The organism is Pantoea sp. UBA5923 (assembly GCF_002431095.1).
Taxonomy (GTDB): Bacteria; Pseudomonadota; Gammaproteobacteria; order Enterobacterales; family Enterobacteriaceae; genus Pantoea; species Pantoea piersonii.
In genome coordinates, this window is sequence record NZ_DJDN01000085.1 from 1 (window position 1) to 18,129 (window position 18,129).

At 57.3% G+C, this 18,129-nt stretch carries 18 protein-coding genes; 5 read left to right on the forward strand and 13 right to left on the reverse strand.

The genetic code is table 11. The features are described from left to right. Positions 1–598 (reverse strand): 2Fe-2S iron-sulfur cluster-binding protein (locus B3797_RS19365; protein WP_311791928.1); only part of this gene is annotated, 598 nt, incomplete at its 3' end. Between the two features lie 341 nt (positions 599–939). On the opposite strand from B3797_RS19365, the gene B3797_RS19370 reads away from it, so the two are divergent. Both B3797_RS19370 and B3797_RS19375 read left to right on the forward strand, forming a co-directional pair. Next, entirely contained in the window at positions 940–1,578 is a 639-nt protein-coding gene (locus tag B3797_RS19370; RefSeq protein WP_311791929.1) for an alcohol dehydrogenase catalytic domain-containing protein, read from the forward strand. Then, on the forward strand, positions 1,556–2,149 hold the full coding sequence (locus B3797_RS19375; RefSeq protein ID WP_311791930.1) for a zinc-binding dehydrogenase: 594 nt from the start codon (positions 1,556–1,558) through the stop codon (positions 2,147–2,149). The genes B3797_RS19370 and B3797_RS19375 overlap by 23 nt, the downstream gene beginning before the upstream one ends. 9 nt (positions 2,150–2,158) lie before the next feature. Here the strand turns inward: B3797_RS19375 and B3797_RS19380 are convergent, their stop codons facing one another. Next, entirely contained in the window at positions 2,159–3,130 is a 972-nt protein-coding gene (locus B3797_RS19380; protein WP_311791931.1) for an AraC family transcriptional regulator, read from the reverse strand. Between the two features lie 113 nt (positions 3,131–3,243). On the opposite strand from B3797_RS19380, the gene B3797_RS19385 reads away from it, so the two are divergent. Beyond that, positions 3,244–3,885, forward strand: coding sequence for an HD domain-containing protein (locus B3797_RS19385; protein ID WP_311791932.1), 642 nt, complete (start codon positions 3,244–3,246; stop codon positions 3,883–3,885). A gap of 51 nt (positions 3,886–3,936) precedes the next feature. Here the strand turns inward: B3797_RS19385 and B3797_RS19390 are convergent, their stop codons facing one another. The 7 genes from B3797_RS19390 to purB form a co-directional block, all read right to left on the reverse strand. Further along, positions 3,937–5,889 carry a methyl-accepting chemotaxis protein gene (locus tag B3797_RS19390; RefSeq protein WP_311791933.1) on the reverse strand — a complete coding sequence of 651 codons (1,953 nt, stop codon included), beginning with the start codon at positions 5,887–5,889 and terminating at the stop codon, positions 3,937–3,939. Positions 5,890–6,051: 162 nt separating this feature from the next. Further along, positions 6,052–7,203, reverse strand: a complete 1,152-nt coding sequence (locus tag B3797_RS19395; RefSeq protein ID WP_311791934.1) for an amidohydrolase — start codon at positions 7,201–7,203, stop codon at positions 6,052–6,054. 50 nt (positions 7,204–7,253) lie between these two features. Beyond that, positions 7,254–8,015, reverse strand: coding sequence for an amino acid ABC transporter ATP-binding protein (locus B3797_RS19400; RefSeq protein WP_311791935.1), 762 nt, complete (start codon positions 8,013–8,015; stop codon positions 7,254–7,256). Positions 8,016–8,022: 7 nt separating this feature from the next. Next, positions 8,023–8,694, reverse strand: coding sequence for an amino acid ABC transporter permease (locus B3797_RS19405; RefSeq protein WP_311791936.1), 672 nt, complete (start codon positions 8,692–8,694; stop codon positions 8,023–8,025). A gap of 62 nt (positions 8,695–8,756) precedes the next feature. Next, positions 8,757–9,560: an amino acid ABC transporter substrate-binding protein gene (locus B3797_RS19410; RefSeq protein WP_311791939.1), complete on the reverse strand. Its 804-nt coding sequence runs from the start codon at positions 9,558–9,560 to the stop codon at positions 8,757–8,759. A gap of 28 nt (positions 9,561–9,588) precedes the next feature. Continuing rightward, a complete protein-coding gene (locus B3797_RS19415) occupies positions 9,589–10,092 on the reverse strand; it encodes a GNAT family N-acetyltransferase (protein ID WP_311791937.1) in 504 nt (167 codons plus the stop codon). After that, positions 10,089–11,459 carry an adenylosuccinate lyase gene (gene purB / locus B3797_RS19420; protein ID WP_311791938.1) on the reverse strand — a complete coding sequence of 457 codons (1,371 nt, stop codon included), beginning with the start codon at positions 11,457–11,459 and terminating at the stop codon, positions 10,089–10,091. The genes B3797_RS19415 and purB overlap by 4 nt, the downstream gene beginning before the upstream one ends. A 387-nt stretch (positions 11,460–11,846) precedes the next feature. Here purB and B3797_RS19425 point away from each other — a divergent pair, with 387 nt between their 5' ends. Next, on the forward strand, positions 11,847–12,557 hold the full coding sequence (locus B3797_RS19425) for a hypothetical protein (protein ID WP_311783707.1): 711 nt from the start codon (positions 11,847–11,849) through the stop codon (positions 12,555–12,557). Between the two features lie 105 nt (positions 12,558–12,662). Here the strand turns inward: B3797_RS19425 and B3797_RS19430 are convergent, their stop codons facing one another. Further along, positions 12,663–13,388, reverse strand: a complete 726-nt coding sequence (locus tag B3797_RS19430; RefSeq protein ID WP_311783390.1) for a pirin family protein — start codon at positions 13,386–13,388, stop codon at positions 12,663–12,665. 124 nt (positions 13,389–13,512) lie between these two features. Here B3797_RS19430 and B3797_RS19435 point away from each other — a divergent pair, with 124 nt between their 5' ends. Beyond that, positions 13,513–14,400, forward strand: a complete 888-nt coding sequence (locus B3797_RS19435; protein WP_311783391.1) for a LysR family transcriptional regulator — start codon at positions 13,513–13,515, stop codon at positions 14,398–14,400. A 15-nt stretch (positions 14,401–14,415) separates the two neighbouring features. Here the strand turns inward: B3797_RS19435 and gap are convergent, their stop codons facing one another. The 3 genes from gap to B3797_RS19450 all read right to left on the reverse strand — a co-directional run bounded on the left by gap (position 14,416) and on the right by B3797_RS19450 (position 18,021). Next, positions 14,416–15,417, reverse strand: coding sequence for a type I glyceraldehyde-3-phosphate dehydrogenase (gap, locus tag B3797_RS19440; protein WP_311783392.1), 1,002 nt, complete (start codon positions 15,415–15,417; stop codon positions 14,416–14,418). A gap of 194 nt (positions 15,418–15,611) precedes the next feature. Next, positions 15,612–15,794 carry a hypothetical protein gene (locus B3797_RS19445; protein ID WP_311783393.1) on the reverse strand — a complete coding sequence of 61 codons (183 nt, stop codon included), beginning with the start codon at positions 15,792–15,794 and terminating at the stop codon, positions 15,612–15,614. Positions 15,795–16,095: 301 nt separating this feature from the next. After that, complete coding sequence (locus tag B3797_RS19450) at positions 16,096–18,021, reverse strand: methyl-accepting chemotaxis protein (RefSeq protein ID WP_311791940.1); 1,926 nt, start codon at positions 18,019–18,021, stop codon at positions 16,096–16,098. Between the last annotated feature and the right edge of the window lie 108 nt (positions 18,022–18,129).

An 18,129-nucleotide genomic window follows, 5' to 3' on the forward strand; every position in this document is an offset into this window, starting at 1 on the left:
TGACGCAGTGACCGCAGCTGACGCAGCTCGATCCCGCAATCTGCGTGCCGCCGTCCCACAGCACGCGGGGATGCTCCTGGGTGTAATCGATGCTGAGCGTTTCATTGACTTCAACGTTCTGACAGGCCTCTACGCAACGCCCGCACAGAATGCACTGGTCGGGATCGTAGGTATAGAACGGATTGGAGTGGTCTTTGCTGGTGGGTTTGCGCTGGTAGGGGTAGTACTGGATTGGGATATGCATATCCGCGACGGTGTTATGCAGCGTACAGTCGCCGGTGTTGTGTTCGCAAACTGTGCAGTAAAGCTCATGCCGGTTAAGGATGCGATCCATCCCTTCCTGCTGCGCGGCGCGCGGCCATTCCCCTTCACTGTTGATTTCCAGCCCCTGAAAAGTGCGCAGCGTACAGCCGCGTACCTTTTCGCCGTTGGCCTCCACCCAGCAGACATCGCAGCTTTCCAGCGGCTGCAGCGCCGGGTGGTAACAGACGTGAGGCAGTTTTTTTCCCCGCTCGGTGAGAAAGTCGATCAAGGGCTGATTAACGGCGCCTACCAGGGGTTCGCCATTATAAATAATGGTACAGGTTTTCTCTGACATTTAACGCCTCGTTATCGACATTGCAATTGGCATCTTGCCAGCGTGCTTTGATTGTTATGTAAAGTTATGTCTTCAGCTTAGCGGCAATTATATGGCCTGCAATAAAACGGCTTCGCTTATAAGGTTACGCATGATTAAAACCTTAGCGTTGCGCTGAATCCCACCCATAAAAAGACATTAAATTTCAAGCAGATAAAATTATTTAAGAGAGAGATCCCAAAAAGTGTTAATCATTGCTAACCGCTGCGTTTATTTACCAGCAGGCAGGATTTCTGACGCTTTCTATACTTTTTAGTCCGACAGGTTTCCAGCAAACGACACTCAAGAGGCAGAGGTAAATAATGAAAGCATTAGTCTGGCATGGCGTGGGAAATATCCAGTTAGATAACGTTCCCGATCCGCAAATTGAACAACCGGGCGATGCCGTTATTCGAATTACCGCCTCGGCGATTTGCGGAACGGATCTGCATTTTATTCGTGGCACCTTTAGCGATATGCAGCCCGGTACTATCCTGGGGCATGAGGCGGTCGGCATCGTGGAGCAGGTTGGCGACGAGGTGCGTAACTTCAGCCAGGGAGATCGGGTGGTGGTCTGCTCCACCGTATCCTGCGGCGTTTGCCCGCCCTGCCGCGCTGGCCACACCGCCCAGTGCGATAACGCTAACCCTAATGGCCCGGAGGCAGGCACCTGCTTTTTTGGCGGCCCCAAAGCGACCGGCCCGGTAAACGGGCTTCAGGCTGAAAAAGCGCGTATCCCTTTTGCCGCTAATACGCTGGTTAAAATCCCCGACGGCGTAACGGATGAGCAGGCCATTTTAATCAGCGATATTTTCCCTACCGCCTGGTTTGGCGCCGAACTGGCTGATATCACCCGCGGCGATATTGTGGTGGTGTTCGGCTGTGGGCCGGTCGGCCAGTTCGCCATCGCCAGCGCGCTGNNTGATGGGCGCGGCGCGGGTGATTGCGGTAGACAGCCATGAAGACCGGCTGGCGATGGCGCGCCGCCAGGGCGCTTTCCCGGTAAACTTCGAGCGTGAAGATCCGGTGGAGGTGATTAAAAAGCTGACCGGCGGCACCGGCGCAGACTGTGCCATTGACGCCGTTGGCGTTGACAGCCAGCATGCCCATCACGGCCCGGCCAGCGCCGAGGCGGAGGAGAAAGCGGATAAATTCGCGCAGGAGGTTGCGCAGGTCGCGCCTGAAACTCATCAGCAACACGACAACTGGATCCCCGGCGATGCGCCGACGCAGGCGCTGGAGTGGGCGATCGCCGGGTTGAAAAAAGCGGGTCGTCTGAGCATCATCGGCGTCTATCCGCCGACCGCTGAGACCTTCCCCATCGGCAAGGCGATGAACAAAAATCTCACCATCAAAATGGGCAACTGCAACCACCACACCCATATCCCTTATCTGCTGGAACTGACGCGTACCGGCGCAATCGATCCCACCAAAGTGCTGACCAACGAGGAACCGATTGAGAATGTCATTGAGGCCTACAAGGCTTTCGACAAGCGCGAGCCGGGCTGGGTAAAAGTGGAACTGGAGACCTGAGCAACGCAGCTACTCCCGCTCCCTCTGTAAAAATACCCTGCGATAAACCGCCGGCGTCATGCCGGTGTGTTTTACAAAGGCGCGGCGCATTACATCGCCGCTGCGATAGCCGCTGGCGGCAGGGATCGCCTTCAGCGGCAGTTGTCCCTCCTCCAGCAGCGCGCGCACTTTCTCTATGCGCGCATTTTCCAGCCAGCTTCCCGGCTGCATATCCAGCTCCTGACGGAACAGACGCCCCAGATGACGCACGCTGAGGTCGATATGCGCCGCCAGATCCTGCACGCCGCCAATCTCCTGCAGATGCGCCAGCGCCCAGCGCTGCAGATCCTGCAGCGCGGCGCGGCCTGTCAGCGACACGCTGTCGCGCCGGGCAAAATGTCCCTGACTGACCGGGCGTCGAAAAAACATCACCAGGCTCGCCGCAACCTCCTGGGCCACCTCGCGTCCTAAATCTTCCTCTACCAGCCGCAGCGCCAGATCCAGCCCGGCAGTCACGCCTGCGGAGGTGCGCAGCGGCCCGTCGGCGACATAGAGAGCGTCCGGCTCCACCAGCGCCTGCGGACAGCGCAGCGCCAGCAGTTCGGCACAGGCCCAGTGCGTCGTGACGCGCCGCTGATGCAGCAGCCCGGTTTGTGCCAGCAGCAGCGCGCCGCTGCAGACGGAGCCATAGCGCTGGCTGCGCCCGCAGATCGCCCGCAGCTGCGCGCACTGCGTTTCGCTCAGCGTCTGCTGTTCCGCATCCGGCGCGCCCGCCACCAGCAGCGTGTCGATCGGGTGTTGGGCTGCCTCCTCCAGCAAGAAGTCGGCGCTAAGCCGGACGCCGGACGAAGCGGTTATAGCGCTGGAACCCGACGCCATAACGCGCAGGGTATAGAACTGACGCCTCAGCGCGCGGTTCGCCTCGGCAAAGACATCAAGCGGGCCGGAAACGTCGAGCAGCTGCACGCCGGGCAGCGCGAACAGGGTAACTGAGTGAGACATGCGATATGGGCGTCCTGAACTGTCGTTATGACCTTAAACGTCGTTATAAGACAATTTGAGACAAGCGTCATGCGTTTTATGCTCACAGTCAGTTAACCCACTGGAGAATCCTGATGAACTTTCATATAAACGGCGTCACCATTCCTGATACGCAACTCGCCCGCGACGCTACCGCGTTTATTCGCGACCGCGAATCCGATTTGCTGTTTCACCACTCCAGCCGCGTCTACTACTGGGGCGCTTTAGCAGGCCAGCAGCGCGGGCTGAAGGTCGATCGCGAACTGTTGTACATTGGCTGCATGTTTCACGATATTGGCCTGACGCACGAGCACTGTAGCTGCGACAAACGTTTTGAAGTGGATGGCGCGAACGCGGCGCAGGACTTTCTGACCAGCTACGGCATTGCGCAAAGCGATATCGACAAGGTCTGGACGGCGATAGCGCTGCACACTACGCCCGGCATTCCTGAGTTTATGGCGGCGGAAATTGCGCTGGTGACCGCAGGCGTTGAAATGGACGTGCTGGGTATCCGTTACGATGGCTTCAGCGATGAAGAGCGCGAGGCGGTGGTGCAGCAGCATCCGCGCAGCGCCTCCTTTAAAGAGGAGATTATCCAGGCTTTTTACGAGGGTATCCGGCACAAGCCTCAAACCACCTTCGGGAATGTAAAAGCTGATGTGATTGCGGATAAACAGCCTGACTTCGCGCCGCTTAATTTCTGCAGCATTATTCGGCAGTCGCGCTGGAAAGGTTAAGCGGGCAAAGGTGAAGAAAGCAGCCTGGCGGCTGCTTTCTTCCATATCGCGTTACGCTGGCTGCCCCTCCAGCCGGAACTGCTCGACCGACTGCGCCAGCATGGCGGAGTGATCCTCCATAGCGCTGGCGGCGGTGGAGATCTCCTGCACCAGCGCGGCGTTCTGCTGCGTGACGCTGTCCATCTCGTTGACCGCTATAGAGACCTGGCTGATGCCGCGGCTCTGCTCGTCCGATGCAGTAGCAATCTCGTCGATAATCGCCTGCACCGAGGTCACCGCCTGGGTAATCTCCTGCATGGTATCGCCCGCAGTGCGAACCAGGCTGACGCCGCTGTCGACGCGCTGCGTTGATTCTTCAATCAGCGAGGCAATATCTTTCACCGCCGAGGCGCTGCGCTGCGCCAGATTCCGCACCTCAGAAGCGACCACGGCGAAACCGCGACCCTGCTCGCCTGCGCGCGCCGCTTCTACCGCTGCGTTAAGCGCCAGGATATTGGTCTGGAACGCAATGCTGTTAATGATGGCGGTGATATCCCCAATCTTGCGCGCGCTGTCGTTGATTTGCGCCATGGTCTGCACCACCTCGCCCACCAGCGCCTCGCCTTTACGCGCGGTCAGTGAGGCATTTTCCGTCAGCGTCGTCGCCTGATGCGCATTGGCGGCGTTGTGTTTCACCGTCGCCGTAAGCTGCTCCATGCTGGCTGCGGTCTCCTCCAGCGCGGCGGCCTGCTGCTCGGTGCGCGACGCCAGATTGATATTGCCTTTAGCGATCTCCTCCGCGCCGTCGCGTACCGATGCGCTGGTCTCTTTGATATGGCTCACCATGGCGATCAGCCGCGCCTGCATGGTATGCAGCGCATAGAACAGGCTGCTCTGGTCACCCGCTTTCAGCGGAATACGGGTATGAAGCTGCCCATCCGCCACCGCCAGCGCAAAGGCCGCCGCGTCGGCAGGTTCGCCACCCAGCGGACGCAGCACGATACGGCTGAATACGACGCCAAGCAGCAGGCTCACCAGCACAATGCTCGCCAGCATCATCCAGATCGCGTTGTGCAACTGCTGACGCGCGGCGCTCATGACGACGCTCACCGGCGCGGCGACGCCCAGATACCAGACGTTGCTGCTGTTGCCGATAACAACCGGCTGCCAGGTGATCAGGGATTTTTCACCGAGAATAGCGTCATCCTGCTCCATCACGTCAGGTTTCAGGCGGCTCTTGTCGCCTTTCCACATCTGGTTATTTTGCTCTTTGTCAGGCGAGGAGACGATCTTTCCACCGCTGGAGAGCAGCATTGCGTAGCCTGTTCCCTGCCAGGGTTTGATCTCATTGACCCGCTGCTGCAGCGCCGCCAGCGAAATGTCGGAGGTGACGACGCCCCAGAGCTTGCCGCGATCGATAATCGGCGTAGCGATAGAGGTAAGCAGCGTCGGCACGCCGTTATAGGCGTAGCTGTAAGGTTCAGTAGGAAAATCTTTCCGCGTGCGCTGCGCCACCAGATAGTAGTCGCCCTGGCCCGGCGTCAGAAAGGAGGTCAGCGGATGCATCATGTAATGACCCGCCTTATCGCTATCGACAAACCAGGCGTAGCGCCCTTCCGGTGGCTGTCCGCTCTGCGTGGCGAACTCTGCGTCGCGCCCGTCGAAGACATCTTTCTCCAGGATCACCGAAATGGAGAGGTAATCGGGATTGCTGCGGAGCGTATATTCGGTCAGCTTATCCAGGGCGTGCCGGTCATGAATGCCGGCATCCGGCATCGCTATCAGGCTCTGCCCAAGGCTCTGCGCCACATCACGCGCATGGTTAAGGCTCTTTTCCACCTCCATCGCCTTGCTGCGCGCAATCTGCTGCAGATACTCTTCCGCTAGCCTGTGCTGCGCCTGACCTGACTGCCAGCTCAGCACCCCGATGGTGACGGCGAAGCCGGTAGTAATAGTTAACGCGCCGGTCAGCAGCATCATGGCGCGGGTGCTTATTCTTTTTTTTGTGGCGCGATCGGCTTTCATTATTGGTTTTCCCCCACTCTTTCATTTTCTGGTGCTGGTGAATAAAACAGCAAAGCTGTTACAGAGCTTATCGGCGTGGGGTTTTGAAACTTAAGTAAGGATCAGGAAGGAAAAGAGAGAAAAGGAGCGAACGTGCAGCCGTTCGCTCCGAAAACACCGCTATCAGGCTAGTTTATTCAAGGCGTTAACCGCCAGCTGCGCCAGATACTGCGCGGTTGGAAAAAGCGCTTTATCGTCGACGCGGAATTTCGGATGGTGCAGCGCCCAGGGGCCACCTGAACCCACCATCATAAAGGTGCCGGGGATCTTCTGCTGATAGAAAGCGAAGTCTTCACCGATCGGGCTGGCCTCAATGCGGCGCGCCTCAAAGCCGACGTCGCTCGCCTGCTCCAGCGCGAAATCCACCCACTCCGGCGTATTCACCACCGATGGCGGGCCGGCATGCCACAGGAACTCAATATTCGCGCCGAACGCGGCGGCAAGCCCGTCGAGCAGCGCCCGAAAACGCTGCTCGATCAGCGCGCGCGCCTCGGCGCTAAAGGTACGCACCGTGCCTTCCATATAGGCGGTATCCGGGATAACGTTCCAGGTGCTGCCGCTGTGGATCTGCGTAATGGAAACCACAGCGTTCTGATCCGACGGCACGTTGCGGCTGATCAACGTCTGCACCGCGCTGATAATCTGGCCCACAATAATAATGGGATCGTTGCCTTCATGCGGTTTCGCCGCGTGCGCGCCCTTAGCGGCCACTTTGATTTCAAAGCGATCCACGCCCGCCGTCAGCGCGCCCTCTTTGCCGCCCACCACGCCAACCGGCAGGGTAGGATCGTTATGGATGCCGAAAATCACGGCGGCCTCATCCAGCGCGCCGGTGGCGATCAGATCGGGCGCGCCCAGACCGGTCTCTTCGGCGGCCTGAAACAGAATGCGCACGCGGCCTTTCAGCGACGCCGCCTGCTGTTGCAGCAAGATGGCTGCGCCCAGCGCGGCAGAGGTGTGGAAGTCGTGGCCGCAGGCGTGCATAACGCCTGCCCGCTCAGAGGTAAACTCTACGCCGGACTCCTCTTCGATCGGCAGGGCGTCGATATCGGAACGCACCACGACCAGCGGGCCTGACGCCTCGCCCACCTCAGCGACCAGGCCGGTCTTCAGCGGCAGATCGAGAATACGGATGCCCGCTTCGGTGAGCGCGGCGCGAATTTTTTCCGTGGTCTCGAACTCCTGGTTCGACAGCTCAGGAAAACGGTGCATATCGTGGCGAAACGCCTGGATCTGGCTGGCAAGCGCCCTGTCCTGTTCGCGGATCTCTTTCATCTTATCTTCTTCCCATGCGATGGCCTGCGGCAAAGTATGCGGCGGCACGCTTAAATATTGAAATCATCATTGGTTTCGATGTTAGTCATCTGGCGCAAAAAGCGACGCGTCACCGGATTGTCGGAAAAACTGATCACCTGCTCCGCCGGCCCCTGCTCGACAATATGGCCGTCTGCCATAAAGATGACGCGATCGGCCACCTCTTTCGCGAACTGCATCTCATGCGTGACGATCACCATGGTGGTCTTCTGCTGCGCCAAGCTCTTCATTACCTGTAGCACTTCATGCACGCGTTCGGGATCGAGCGCGGAGGTTGGCTCATCGAACAGAATGGCGCGCGGTTTAACCGCCAGCGCGCGCGCAATGCTGACGCGCTGCTGCTGTCCGCCGGAGAGCGTGACCGGATACTGATGCGCCTGCGGCGCCATGCCGACCAGCTCCAGCAGCTTCATCCCGGTCTCGCTGGCCTGCGCTTTCGGCATCTTTTTCACCATGATTAGACCTTCGGTGATGTTCTCCAGCGCGCTTTTGTTGCGAAACAGGCTGTAGTTCTGGAACACCATCGCCGTCTGACCGCGCAGCGCATGCTCTTCTTTCGCGCTGTAGTTCGCGGTATCGAGCGAAACCTCGCCGATCTGGATAACGCCGGACTCCGGCTTTTCCAGCAGGTTAAGGCAGCGCAGCAGGGTCGATTTGCCGGAGCCGGATGGACCGATAATCGCCACCACTTCGCCTTCGCCGATCGTCAGACTGATATCGTTCAGCACGACCTTATCGCCGAAACGTTTATTAAGCTGTTTTACACTGATCATAAGAGCCTTAGCGTTGCAGTGAGTGACTGAGTTTTTTCTCCAGCAGCGCCTGCAGGCGGGCGTAACCGATAATCACCAGCCAGTAAATCAGGCCTACTACGAGGAAAGTTTCGAAGTAGCACAGCGACTCCGCCGCAATCATTTTGCCTTCGGCAAACATTTCAGAGACGCCCAGCGCAAAAGCGACCGAGGTGTCTTTGATCAGCGAAATAAAGGTGTTGCCGGTAGCGGGCAGCGCATTCAGCAGCGCCTGCGGCAGAATGATACGGCGATAGATCTGCGCCCGACGCATGCCGATAGAGAGCCCCGCTTCCATCTGCGTGGGATCGACTGACGCCAGACCGGCGCGGTAGATCTCCGCCATATAGGCTGACGTCTTCAGGCTGAAGCCGATAATCGCGGCGGTGGTGGCGGACATGCCGGTCAGCGCCGGGAACAGCTGCGGCAGGCCGAAGTAGATGATAAAAAGCTGTACCAGCGACGGCATGCCGCGGAACAGCGAGATATAAAGCTCGACCAGCTTGCTCACCACCATCGATTTGCTGTTGCGCAGCAGCGACAGCCCAAGGCCAATCACCATGGCGCACGCCATCGACACCACGGCCAGCATCAGCGTGACCGGCAGATAGCTGAGAATTTGCGGCGAAATTTTCAGCAGATAATTAAAATCAAAATTCATAAAAAGCCCTTAACGACGTTTGCCACCCGGCGGTGGCAAACGTTGACAAGTAAATGCAGGGTTTAGTGAGACGGCTGTACGGTAATATCTTCGCCGAAGTATTTTTCCGAAATCGCTTTCAGGCGACCATCCTTACGCATTGCGTCGATCTCTTTGTCAAACGCGGCGTGCAGCTTGTCGCCCTTCTCATCTTTGTGGAACGGAAAACCGACAGACTCGATGACCAGCGGCTGGCCGACAAACTTCAGCGGCAGACCTTTCTGGTTAATCTCAGCCATCAAAATCGGCCCAGAGTTGACGTAGCCCTGCACGCGATTGTTGATGGCGTCGTTCATCGCGCCGTCGCGGCTCTCGTAAGTGCGGATCGTCACGCCGTTATCGCCAAAGGCTTTTTTCAGGTTAGCCAGGTGGTTGGAGCCGAGCACGCCGGCAATCGTCTTGCCGCGCAGATCGTCCAGCGTGTTGATATTGGCGTTGCCTTTATTGGTAACAATCTGGCTGCCGTAGTAGCTGTAAGGGGTGGAGAAGTTATATTTCTCCTGACGCGCTGGCGTGATAGCAACCACGTTCGCCACGGTATCCAGCTTGCCGCCTTCCAGCTGGCCCATCAGGCCGCTGAAATCTGAGGTGACCCAGTCGATTTTGTAGTTCAGGTCTTTGGCGATCGCTTCGGTAACCTCAACGTCGAATCCGGTCAGCTTGCCATCTTTCTTAAAGGCGCCGGGAAAGCTCAGGCCGGTCGCGCCGACACGAATGGTCGTGGCGTCGGAGCCGCCCTGCGCGGTTTTATCATTGTTGTCACAGGCGCTAAGCAGTGAGGCCGCCATCACGACGGACAGTGCGATTAACCCTTTTTTCATGGTGATTTCCCTCGTCTCTTCTGTGCAGCCGCGCTTAGCGGGCGTGCTGTGTATGAATCGTTTTTTTCATATAAACGGTGATATGACCTTTACCGAGGTCTTTTTTGCTGACCTTCTCAAAGCCCATCGCCTCATAAAGCTGAATCAGCCACGGATGGTTTTCGGCGGTGCCGAGCGAATAGGCTGGCGCGCGCAGCTGCTCGTGCAACACAGCCTGCTCCAGCCAGTCGAGCATCTTCGCTCCCAGCCGCTGACCGCGATAGTGCGGCGCGGTGGCGAACCAGCCGATATGTGGCAGACCGAAGGGACCCGGCAGCGGGCCCCAGGGATAACGCAGCGTCACCGAGGCGACCAGTTCATCCTCGCGGAACATGCCGTAAACCCCGTGAGCGGCGATATGACGCTGCATCTGCGCGGCGTCGGCCGTGGCCGCATCGAATTTAATGCCCAGATCGCGCGCGGAAGCGTAGGCCGCGTGTACCAGCGTGTAATAGGCCGCGGTATCAGCCTCGGTCAGCTGGCGGAAGCTATCGCTCATGCCCGTATCTCCAGCAGTCCTGACGCCTGCGCGGCGGCGATAACCTCATCCACCTTGCGCGGCGCCGAGCCGAGATAGTTCACCGGATCGAGCCAGCCGTTGAGTTCGTCGTCGCTGATGCTGTTATCCATCTGCGGATGGGCGCGCAGCGTCTCTTTGAAGTCGCGCTGCTGTTCGTAGGCCTGCATGGCGCACTCGTACACCACATGGTGCGCGGTCTGCTTGCCCAGCTTTTTGCCCAGTTCGAACATCACCTTTTCTGACAGCAGCAGACCGCCCTGCATATCCAGGTTGCGGCGCATGCGCGCTTCATTCACCGTCATGCCACGCAATATAGCGATGGCGTTTTGCAGCTGCGCCGAAAGGTAAATACAGATTTCCGGCAGGGCGATCCACTCGGCGCGCCAGCTCATGGCGTCGCGCTCGTGTTCGACGTGCATCGATTCATAGATCAGCGCAGCGCTTTTCAGCACCGGCGCGGTCAGGCTGGCCAGCCCCTCCAGCGCAGCGGGATTGCGCTTGTGCGGCATGGTGGTTGAACCTATCTTTCCGGCGGAGAATGGCTCTTCAATCTCGTTGATTTCAGTGCGCATCAGGTTATAAAGCTCGTTGCCGATTTTGCCCAGCGTGCCGCTGATCAGCACCGCAACGGAGGCGAACTCCGAGAAGCGGTCGCGCGCCGACTGCCAGCCGATATTCGGCGTTGCCAGCCCCAGAATATCCAGCGTGCGCTTTTCCACTTCCGGGCCTTGCGGGCCGAAGGAAGCGTAAGTAGAGATGGCGCCGTTGATATTGCCGGTAAGGGTACGGGGTTTGATGTCGTTAAGGCGCGTCAGATGGCGCAGGAATTCATCCAGCCAGACGGCGACTTTAAAACCGAAGGTGGTGGGCAGCGCCTGCATGCCGTGAGTACGGCCCACCATCGGGGTATGCTGATAGCGTCTGGCGACGGCAGAAAGCTCATTGGCCAGCACAGTTGCGTCGCGCTGGATAATGGCAAAAGCGTCGCGCAGTTGCAGTACGGTAGCGGTATCAACGATATCCTGCGTGGTTGCGCCATAGTGAATAAACTCGCCCGCCTCGCCGCACTGTTTTTGCAAGGCTACCAGCGTCGGCATCAGCGAGTGTTTCATCTGCGCGCCCTGCTGAGCGATATCGTCGATATTCAGCTGTGATGGATCGGCGCGTTCAACAATGGTCTTTGCCGCCTGCGCCGGGATAACGCCAAGTTCGCCTTCTGCCTGAGCCAGCGCGACCTCGACCTGTACCTGCTGTTTCAGCCGGTTCTGCTCCGACCAGACAGCGCGCATTTCTGGTGTACCAAAATTATTGCCAATTAAAAGAAAATCAATAATATGTGACGACATATCTATGTCACTTGTGTTGTTTTACGAAGCCCTAAAATAACACCTTCAAACCGCCTTACTGATAATGGAAAAACATATCTTATAGCGGCAGGTTATAACCATCTGGCAAAAGCCGGATGCGTGCCGCCAGGCGGTCGAAAGCGGTAAAACGGCCTCAGGCCTTGCCAGCAAAGGAAAGCAGCAAACGTTAATGATGAGGTTGTAAATAAATATCGGATTTCTTTTTGCGTTTTTGTTATAAAGCCGTCACCTTCGCCTCTTTTTCAGAACAATACCCTCCTCTTTTTTCTCCATTATGCGTACTGCGCGCCGCTGTTTCAGGCCTGCGCTTTGCCACGTACGACGCCTCTATTACACTGTGCCCATCGCGTTTAACGTTTATGGATAATAAAGATGATGATTGAAAAGGCGGATGAACAGTTTCTGCACACTTTTTTAGGCGAGCCGGTTGTGTCTATTGAACCCGGTTCTGCGCAGGCAGAAACGATACGCCAGACGTTGCAGAGCGCTCGTGCTCAGCGCAATGTTGAAGTAGAAAGCGACTGGAAACGCAACGCGCTGTTCCTCGCGCTGTTTGTGTTTCTCTACGCCGCGCTCGGCGCATCCCTGACGCTGGATCTGTCGCGCGGCACCGGCCATAAAAGCCTCGACTATGCGTTGCAGGCAGTGCCGGTACTGATCGCCTTCTCCGGCTTTTTTATCTCGCTGCTGTTTCTGTTTGTTACCCGCAGCAGCGCCCGCCGTCTGCAAAACTGGGAGCGCGCAATTGTGCTGCTGGAGAAATATACCGGCGGCAGCGTGTATAAGCAGATTATGGATCTGGGCGCGCGTACCACTCACTACTCGTTTTCCGCCATCAATGTCGCGCTGGCGCTGTTTATCTGCGTCACATGGGTAGTGATGTATAACTTCTTTACCTTTACCACCAGCGGCGTAATCGGCAGCGTTATCTCGCTGTTTATTACCACCATGACCTATGTGATCCTGGATATTCAGCTGCTGAAGCCGCACCGGCTGGACCATGAGGAACCGGTCGGGCTGGAAAAAGAGGAAAAGCAGGACGATAAAGAATCGTCAGAGGAAAAACCGAACAGGTAAGTGCTCGGCTATGGAGAGTAGCCAGCCCTGGCGCGCGGCCTCTCTCTTTAGCGGCAATACATAAATGAAAAGCCCGACGCGCTGGCGTCGGGCTTTTATCAGCCATTAACGGCTCGGATGGTTTACTTCAACCGGGCGCAGATCAAACAGCAGCACTTCAGCATTGTCGCCCCCGCTAAAGGTCAGGCTTTTCTCGTTGCGCACCCGCGCCCCGTCGCCCGCCTTAAAGCTGATGCCGTTCACCGTCACGCTGCCGCGTGCGACATGAATATAGGCGTAGCGCTCCTCGTTTAGCGTAAAAGTCTGCTGCTCATCGCCATCGAACAAACCGGCATAGAGACGCATATCCTGACGCACCGACAGCGCGTTATCTTCGCCTTCCGGCGAGACAATCAGGCGCAGCTGACCGCGTTTTTCGCTTTCCGGCACTGAAATCTGCTGATAGCCAGGCTGCGTTCCTTTTTCCGCCGGCACAATCCAGATCTGCAGGAAATGCACGCCATCGCTTTTCGAATGGTTGAATTCGCTGTGCGTCACGCCGCTGCCTGCGCTCATCAGCTGCACGTCGCCAGGGACGATAACCGAACCGGTGCCCATGGAGTCTTTATGCTCCAGCGCGCCCTCCAGCACGTAAGAGAGGATCTCCATATTAGAGTGCGGATGCGCGCCGAAACCGCGTGCAGCAGCAACCCGATCGTCGTTGATCACCAGCAGGTCGGAAAAGCCGCTCTGTTTTGGATCCCAGTAATTCGCGAACGAGAAGGTGTGGCGTGAATGCAGCCAGCCGTGGTCGCCGAGGCCGCGTTGCTCTGACAGTCGTTGCTCAATCATGGTCTGCTCCTGTTATGTAAAAGGGGAAGCGCCTTTGCCCTTCCGATGGAACAGACAATACCGTAAACTAATTTCCACAAAAACAGGCTGTAATGGCAATCACTGTCACAAATAAGTGGACAATATGCTGATAGAAGACCTTCGTATCTATGTCGCCGTTATTCATGCAGGCAACTTCACCGCCGCCGCGGAGCAGCTCATGCTCTCCAAGCAGTATGTCAGCCGCCGCATGGCCGCGCTGGAGGCGTCGCTCGGGTCGCAGCTGCTGAGCCGCAATACGCGCAAACTCTCGGTGACGGAGGCGGGTATGCTTTTCCTGCCGCACGCGCAGCGCATTCTCGACGATATCCGCGAAGCGGAGCAGGCGATGTCGACGCGTCGGCAGGAGCTTCACGGCACCTTCCGCATCAGCATGCCGATGTCGTTCGGCATGAGCCACCTTTCACCGCTTATTGCGCAGTTCCTGGCGCAGCATCCTGCCCTGCAGTTTCATATTGAACTGGCGGATCGTTACGTCGATATGATCGGTGAAGGGTTCGATATGGCTATACGCATCGGCGCGCTGGCCGATTCGACGCTCATTGCGCGCCGTCTCGGCGAACAGCGGCGTCTGATCTGCGCCAGCCCCGCTTATCTGGCGCGGGCGGGCGAACCCGACACGCCGGACGATCTGGCACAGCACGCCTGTCTGCGCTACGGACGGGAAGCCTTAAGCGGCTGGGAGCTACAGCAGTCGGGCAAACGCCGAAGCGTGACCGTACAGGGCCCGATGCTGAGCAACAACGGCGAAGTGCTGCGCGATGCGGCGATTGCCGGGCTGGGGCTGGTGCTGCTGCCGGAATTTATTGTCGGGCCGGCGCTGAAGCGCGGCGAACTGGTCAGCGTGCTGGAGCCATTCCAGCCTGCGCCGCTCTGCCTGAATGCGGTCTATCCGCAGCATCGCCAGCGCAGCGAAGTGAACCGCGTGCTGCTGAATTTTTTGCAGGAACAGCTGGGAAACAGAGCGGGCTGAACAGCCCGCTCGCGTTCAGAGGGTGACGTAGAGATGCAGCACGCGCACCAGCTGGGTGACAAAACCATATTCGTTGTCATACCAGGAAACGGTTTTAACCAGCTGGAGGTCGCCCGCTTCGCTGATTTCCGTCTGGGTTGCATCAAAGACAGAGCCGTAAGGCACGCCGATTACGTCGGTGGAGACAATCTGGTCTTCCGTATATTTAAACGACTCATTGTTCTCGCAGGCGCGCTTCAGCGCCGCGTTAACCTCGTCGACCGTGACTTTTTTCTCCAGAATCGACACCAGCTCGGTGACCGAACCCGTTTTGGTCGGCACGCGCTGCGCGTGGCCTTTCAGCTTGCCGGTCAGCGCCGGGATCACCAGCCCAATCGCCTTCGCCGCGCCGGTGCTGTGCGGGATAATATTTTCCGCCGCCGCGCGCGATGAGCGGAAATCTTTGCCGCGCGGCCCATCCACCAGCGCCTGGGTGCCGGTATAGGCATGGATTGTGGTCATGGTGCCAACTTTAATGCCAAAGCTGTCGTGCAGGGCTTTCGCCATCGGCGCAAGGCAGTTGGTGGTGCAGGAGGCAACGGAAATGATCTTGTCCTCCGCGCTGATGGTGTCGTGGTTAACGTTATACACAATGGTTTTCATATCGCCTGCCGGCGCAGAGATCAACACCTTGCCTGCGCCAGCGTCCAGATGCGCCTGCGCTTTTTCCGCTGAGGTGTAGAAACCGGTACATTCAATAACAACGTCAACGCCCAGCGATCCCCACGGAATGTTCTTCGCCTCTTTCTCCGCAAAGACGGTAATTTTCTTGCCGTTGACCAGCAGCGCATTGCCGTCCACGCTGACGTCGCCATGGAAGGCGCCGTAGTTGGAGTCATATTTCAGCAGATAGGCCAGCATTTCTGGCGAGGTGAGATCGTTAATCGCGACCACCTCCACCGCCTCCTGCTGCTCCAGAATGCGTCGTAAAACCAGACGGCCAATACGTCCAAAACCGTTGATGCCAATTTTCTTCATGGTGATCTCCCAAATCCGGTAACACTGCGTGTTGAGGGTTAATGACGGGTGAATCTGCGCATGGAACCATTACTGCATAACAACGTTGCACTGCGGTGAAGTGGGAGAGTATAGCCTTTGCGGCCTGGCTAAACTTATCCGTAAGAGTGGCGCGCGAGGTAAGCGACAGGCAGAAAAAAACCGCCGTCGGCGGTTTAATTCTTAAAGCGTTTTCGCCGGAACATGGCGTTCTGTTTACTCCGGTTCACCTTTCTTTTGGCATAGGCCATAATGGTGGTCCAGTCGGGATCGGCGGTATTTTTCATATAGTGGCTCAACGCCTCCGCCAGTTCGCTCCATTTTTGCACCTGTAGCTGCGCATCGTTGGCCAGCGTCATTTTAAGCGTCTCGATAAGCCCGTCGACCCGCTTTTTAACATCCTGTAGTTTTTCGCCTGTCTGATACCCTGCTGCAATACGTCTTAACTCAAGCGCGTAATGATCAATATCGATCTCTGTTATGTACAAACCTACCTCTGCTCTTTCTGGCCTGACCCATAAGCATAGCGTTTAAAAACGCATGCGTTGCGCAAAAGCAGCAGTAAACAAACTGCTGCTTCAGAGATGTCACAATGTGCTAAGCGCGTCGTGTCAACAGCAGCGTCTGCCCTCCAGGATAAAGGAGCATTCAGTTACCGGCTCAGACCGTACGGAACACCGCCACCATATGACGCAGCTGCCCGGCGCGTCCAGCCAGATCGTCCGCTGACGCCGCTGACTGCTCCACCAGCACCGCGTTCTGCTGCGTTACCTGATCCATCTGATTGACCGCGATATTGACCTGCGAAACGCCGCTGCTCTGCTCCGCTGAAGAGGAGGAGATATCGCGGATAAGCTGTGAGGTCTGTTCAATAGCGCTCAGGCTCTGCTTCACCTTATCGCCTGCGCTTTGCGCCATGTTTATTCCTTCCTGCGCCTGGCTGACCGAGTGTTCGATCAGGCTTTTTATCTCCTTCGCGGCGCTGGCAGAGCGTTGCGCCAGCGCGCGCACTTCCGTCGCCACGACCGCAAACCCTTTGCCCGACTCGCCGGCCCTGGCGGCTTCTACGGCGGCGTTCAGCGCCAGGATATTGGTCTGAAACGCAATACTGTCGATCACAGAAGTAATCTCTGCTATCTGGCCTGAGCTGCAGTGGATCTTGCGCATGGAATCCATTACCGAATCCATCGCCTCGCCGCTCTTCAACGCCGCCTGAGTGGCAGAAACCGCTTTATCAGATGCAAAACGGGTGTTGTCGGCGTTCTGCTGAATAATCGACGCCAGCTGCTCCATGCTGGCGGCGGTTTGCGCCAGAGAGGCGGCCTGTTCTTCGGTGCGGGAAGAGAGATCCCCGTTGCCCTGCGCAATCTCTTCTGAAGACGTTGCGATGGTGGCGGCGTGGTTTTTAATATCGGAAACCAGTCGGGCAAGGTGCTGCTGCATCTTCATTAGCGCATGCAGCAGTTCGGCCATTTCGTTGCTGCCGCCGATGTGAAGCGTGGAGGTCAGATCCCCTGCCGCGACACTGCTGGCAAGACGTACCGCATCCTGTAGAGGACGCGTAACCGAGCGGCTGATCATCAGCGCCATAAAAATCGCCACCAGCGCTACCGCCAGCAAACCGGCCAGCAGCATATATTGTTGATGACGATGCATGTCAATTTGCGTCTGCAGCATCTGCGCCAGCCGATCGCCATTTTGCGCGCCCAGCGTGCTGAACTGATTAATGGCCTGGGTAAAAGTCTGGACATATTCCACCGGTGTAACGCTGGCGCTTCTGCTGACAAACACGCGTTCAGCAAGCTGCAGCGCGCTAAGGGCCTGTCGGTTCGCCTCCTGCGCGGCCGCGCTGAAATCCGCAGCCAGCGCGGGTTCAATGGCATACACCTTCTCCAGGTTGCTATTGAACTGCTCCAGCGCCGTTTTGCCCGCTTCGACCTGGAAAGCCATGCGGCTAAAATCGCGTTCTGAAATCGCACCGGATGCGATCAGGGAGGCACCAGCCGCGCGGATTTGTCCCAGCGTTTCGGTTAGCTGCGGCAGCCGGTTAAAAATGCTGGTAATCAGCTGATAGGTGTTGAGGTCGCTGTCGAGCGACATACCGTAATAGTCCAGAATGTCGCGATTAGCGCTCAGCATAAGCTCAATAAGACGCGCGTGCGCAGTCAGGCTGTCGGCAAAAGAGAGCGTGCCGCTGTTAATATCGTTTTGCAGCTGCGTCCACGCCTGGTTCATCTGATCGAGGCGCTGTAAAGGCTGGGCGCGCATATCCTGCTGGCGCAGCGTTGACTGGATATCCTCAGAGAGGCCATTGATTTCAGTCATCAGCGCCACGCGCGGCGGGTTGTCTGGCTTCTTTAACGCGATAGCGATGGCGGTTTCAGCACGATGACGCTGCAGCAGGTTCAGCAGCCTGAGCATCTGTTTCTCGACGGGGATGCCGCTAAGCTCGCGATGCTTAGCATCAATAAGCTGGTTTCCCGTGTGGATAAATAGCGTTGTTGGCAAAACAAACAAAATCAGGGCAAATAAGCCCAGAATAAGAAATTTAGCGGGCAGGTTTATTTTATCGAGCAGGTTCTTCATCACTTTCCTTCCTGGTTAGTCTGTCTGATGACAATGGGCAATAAATGTAAAAATTAAGCCGGGCCAATTTTTCAATAAATAGTTGGGCTTTAAGGCAAATAGTTGGAT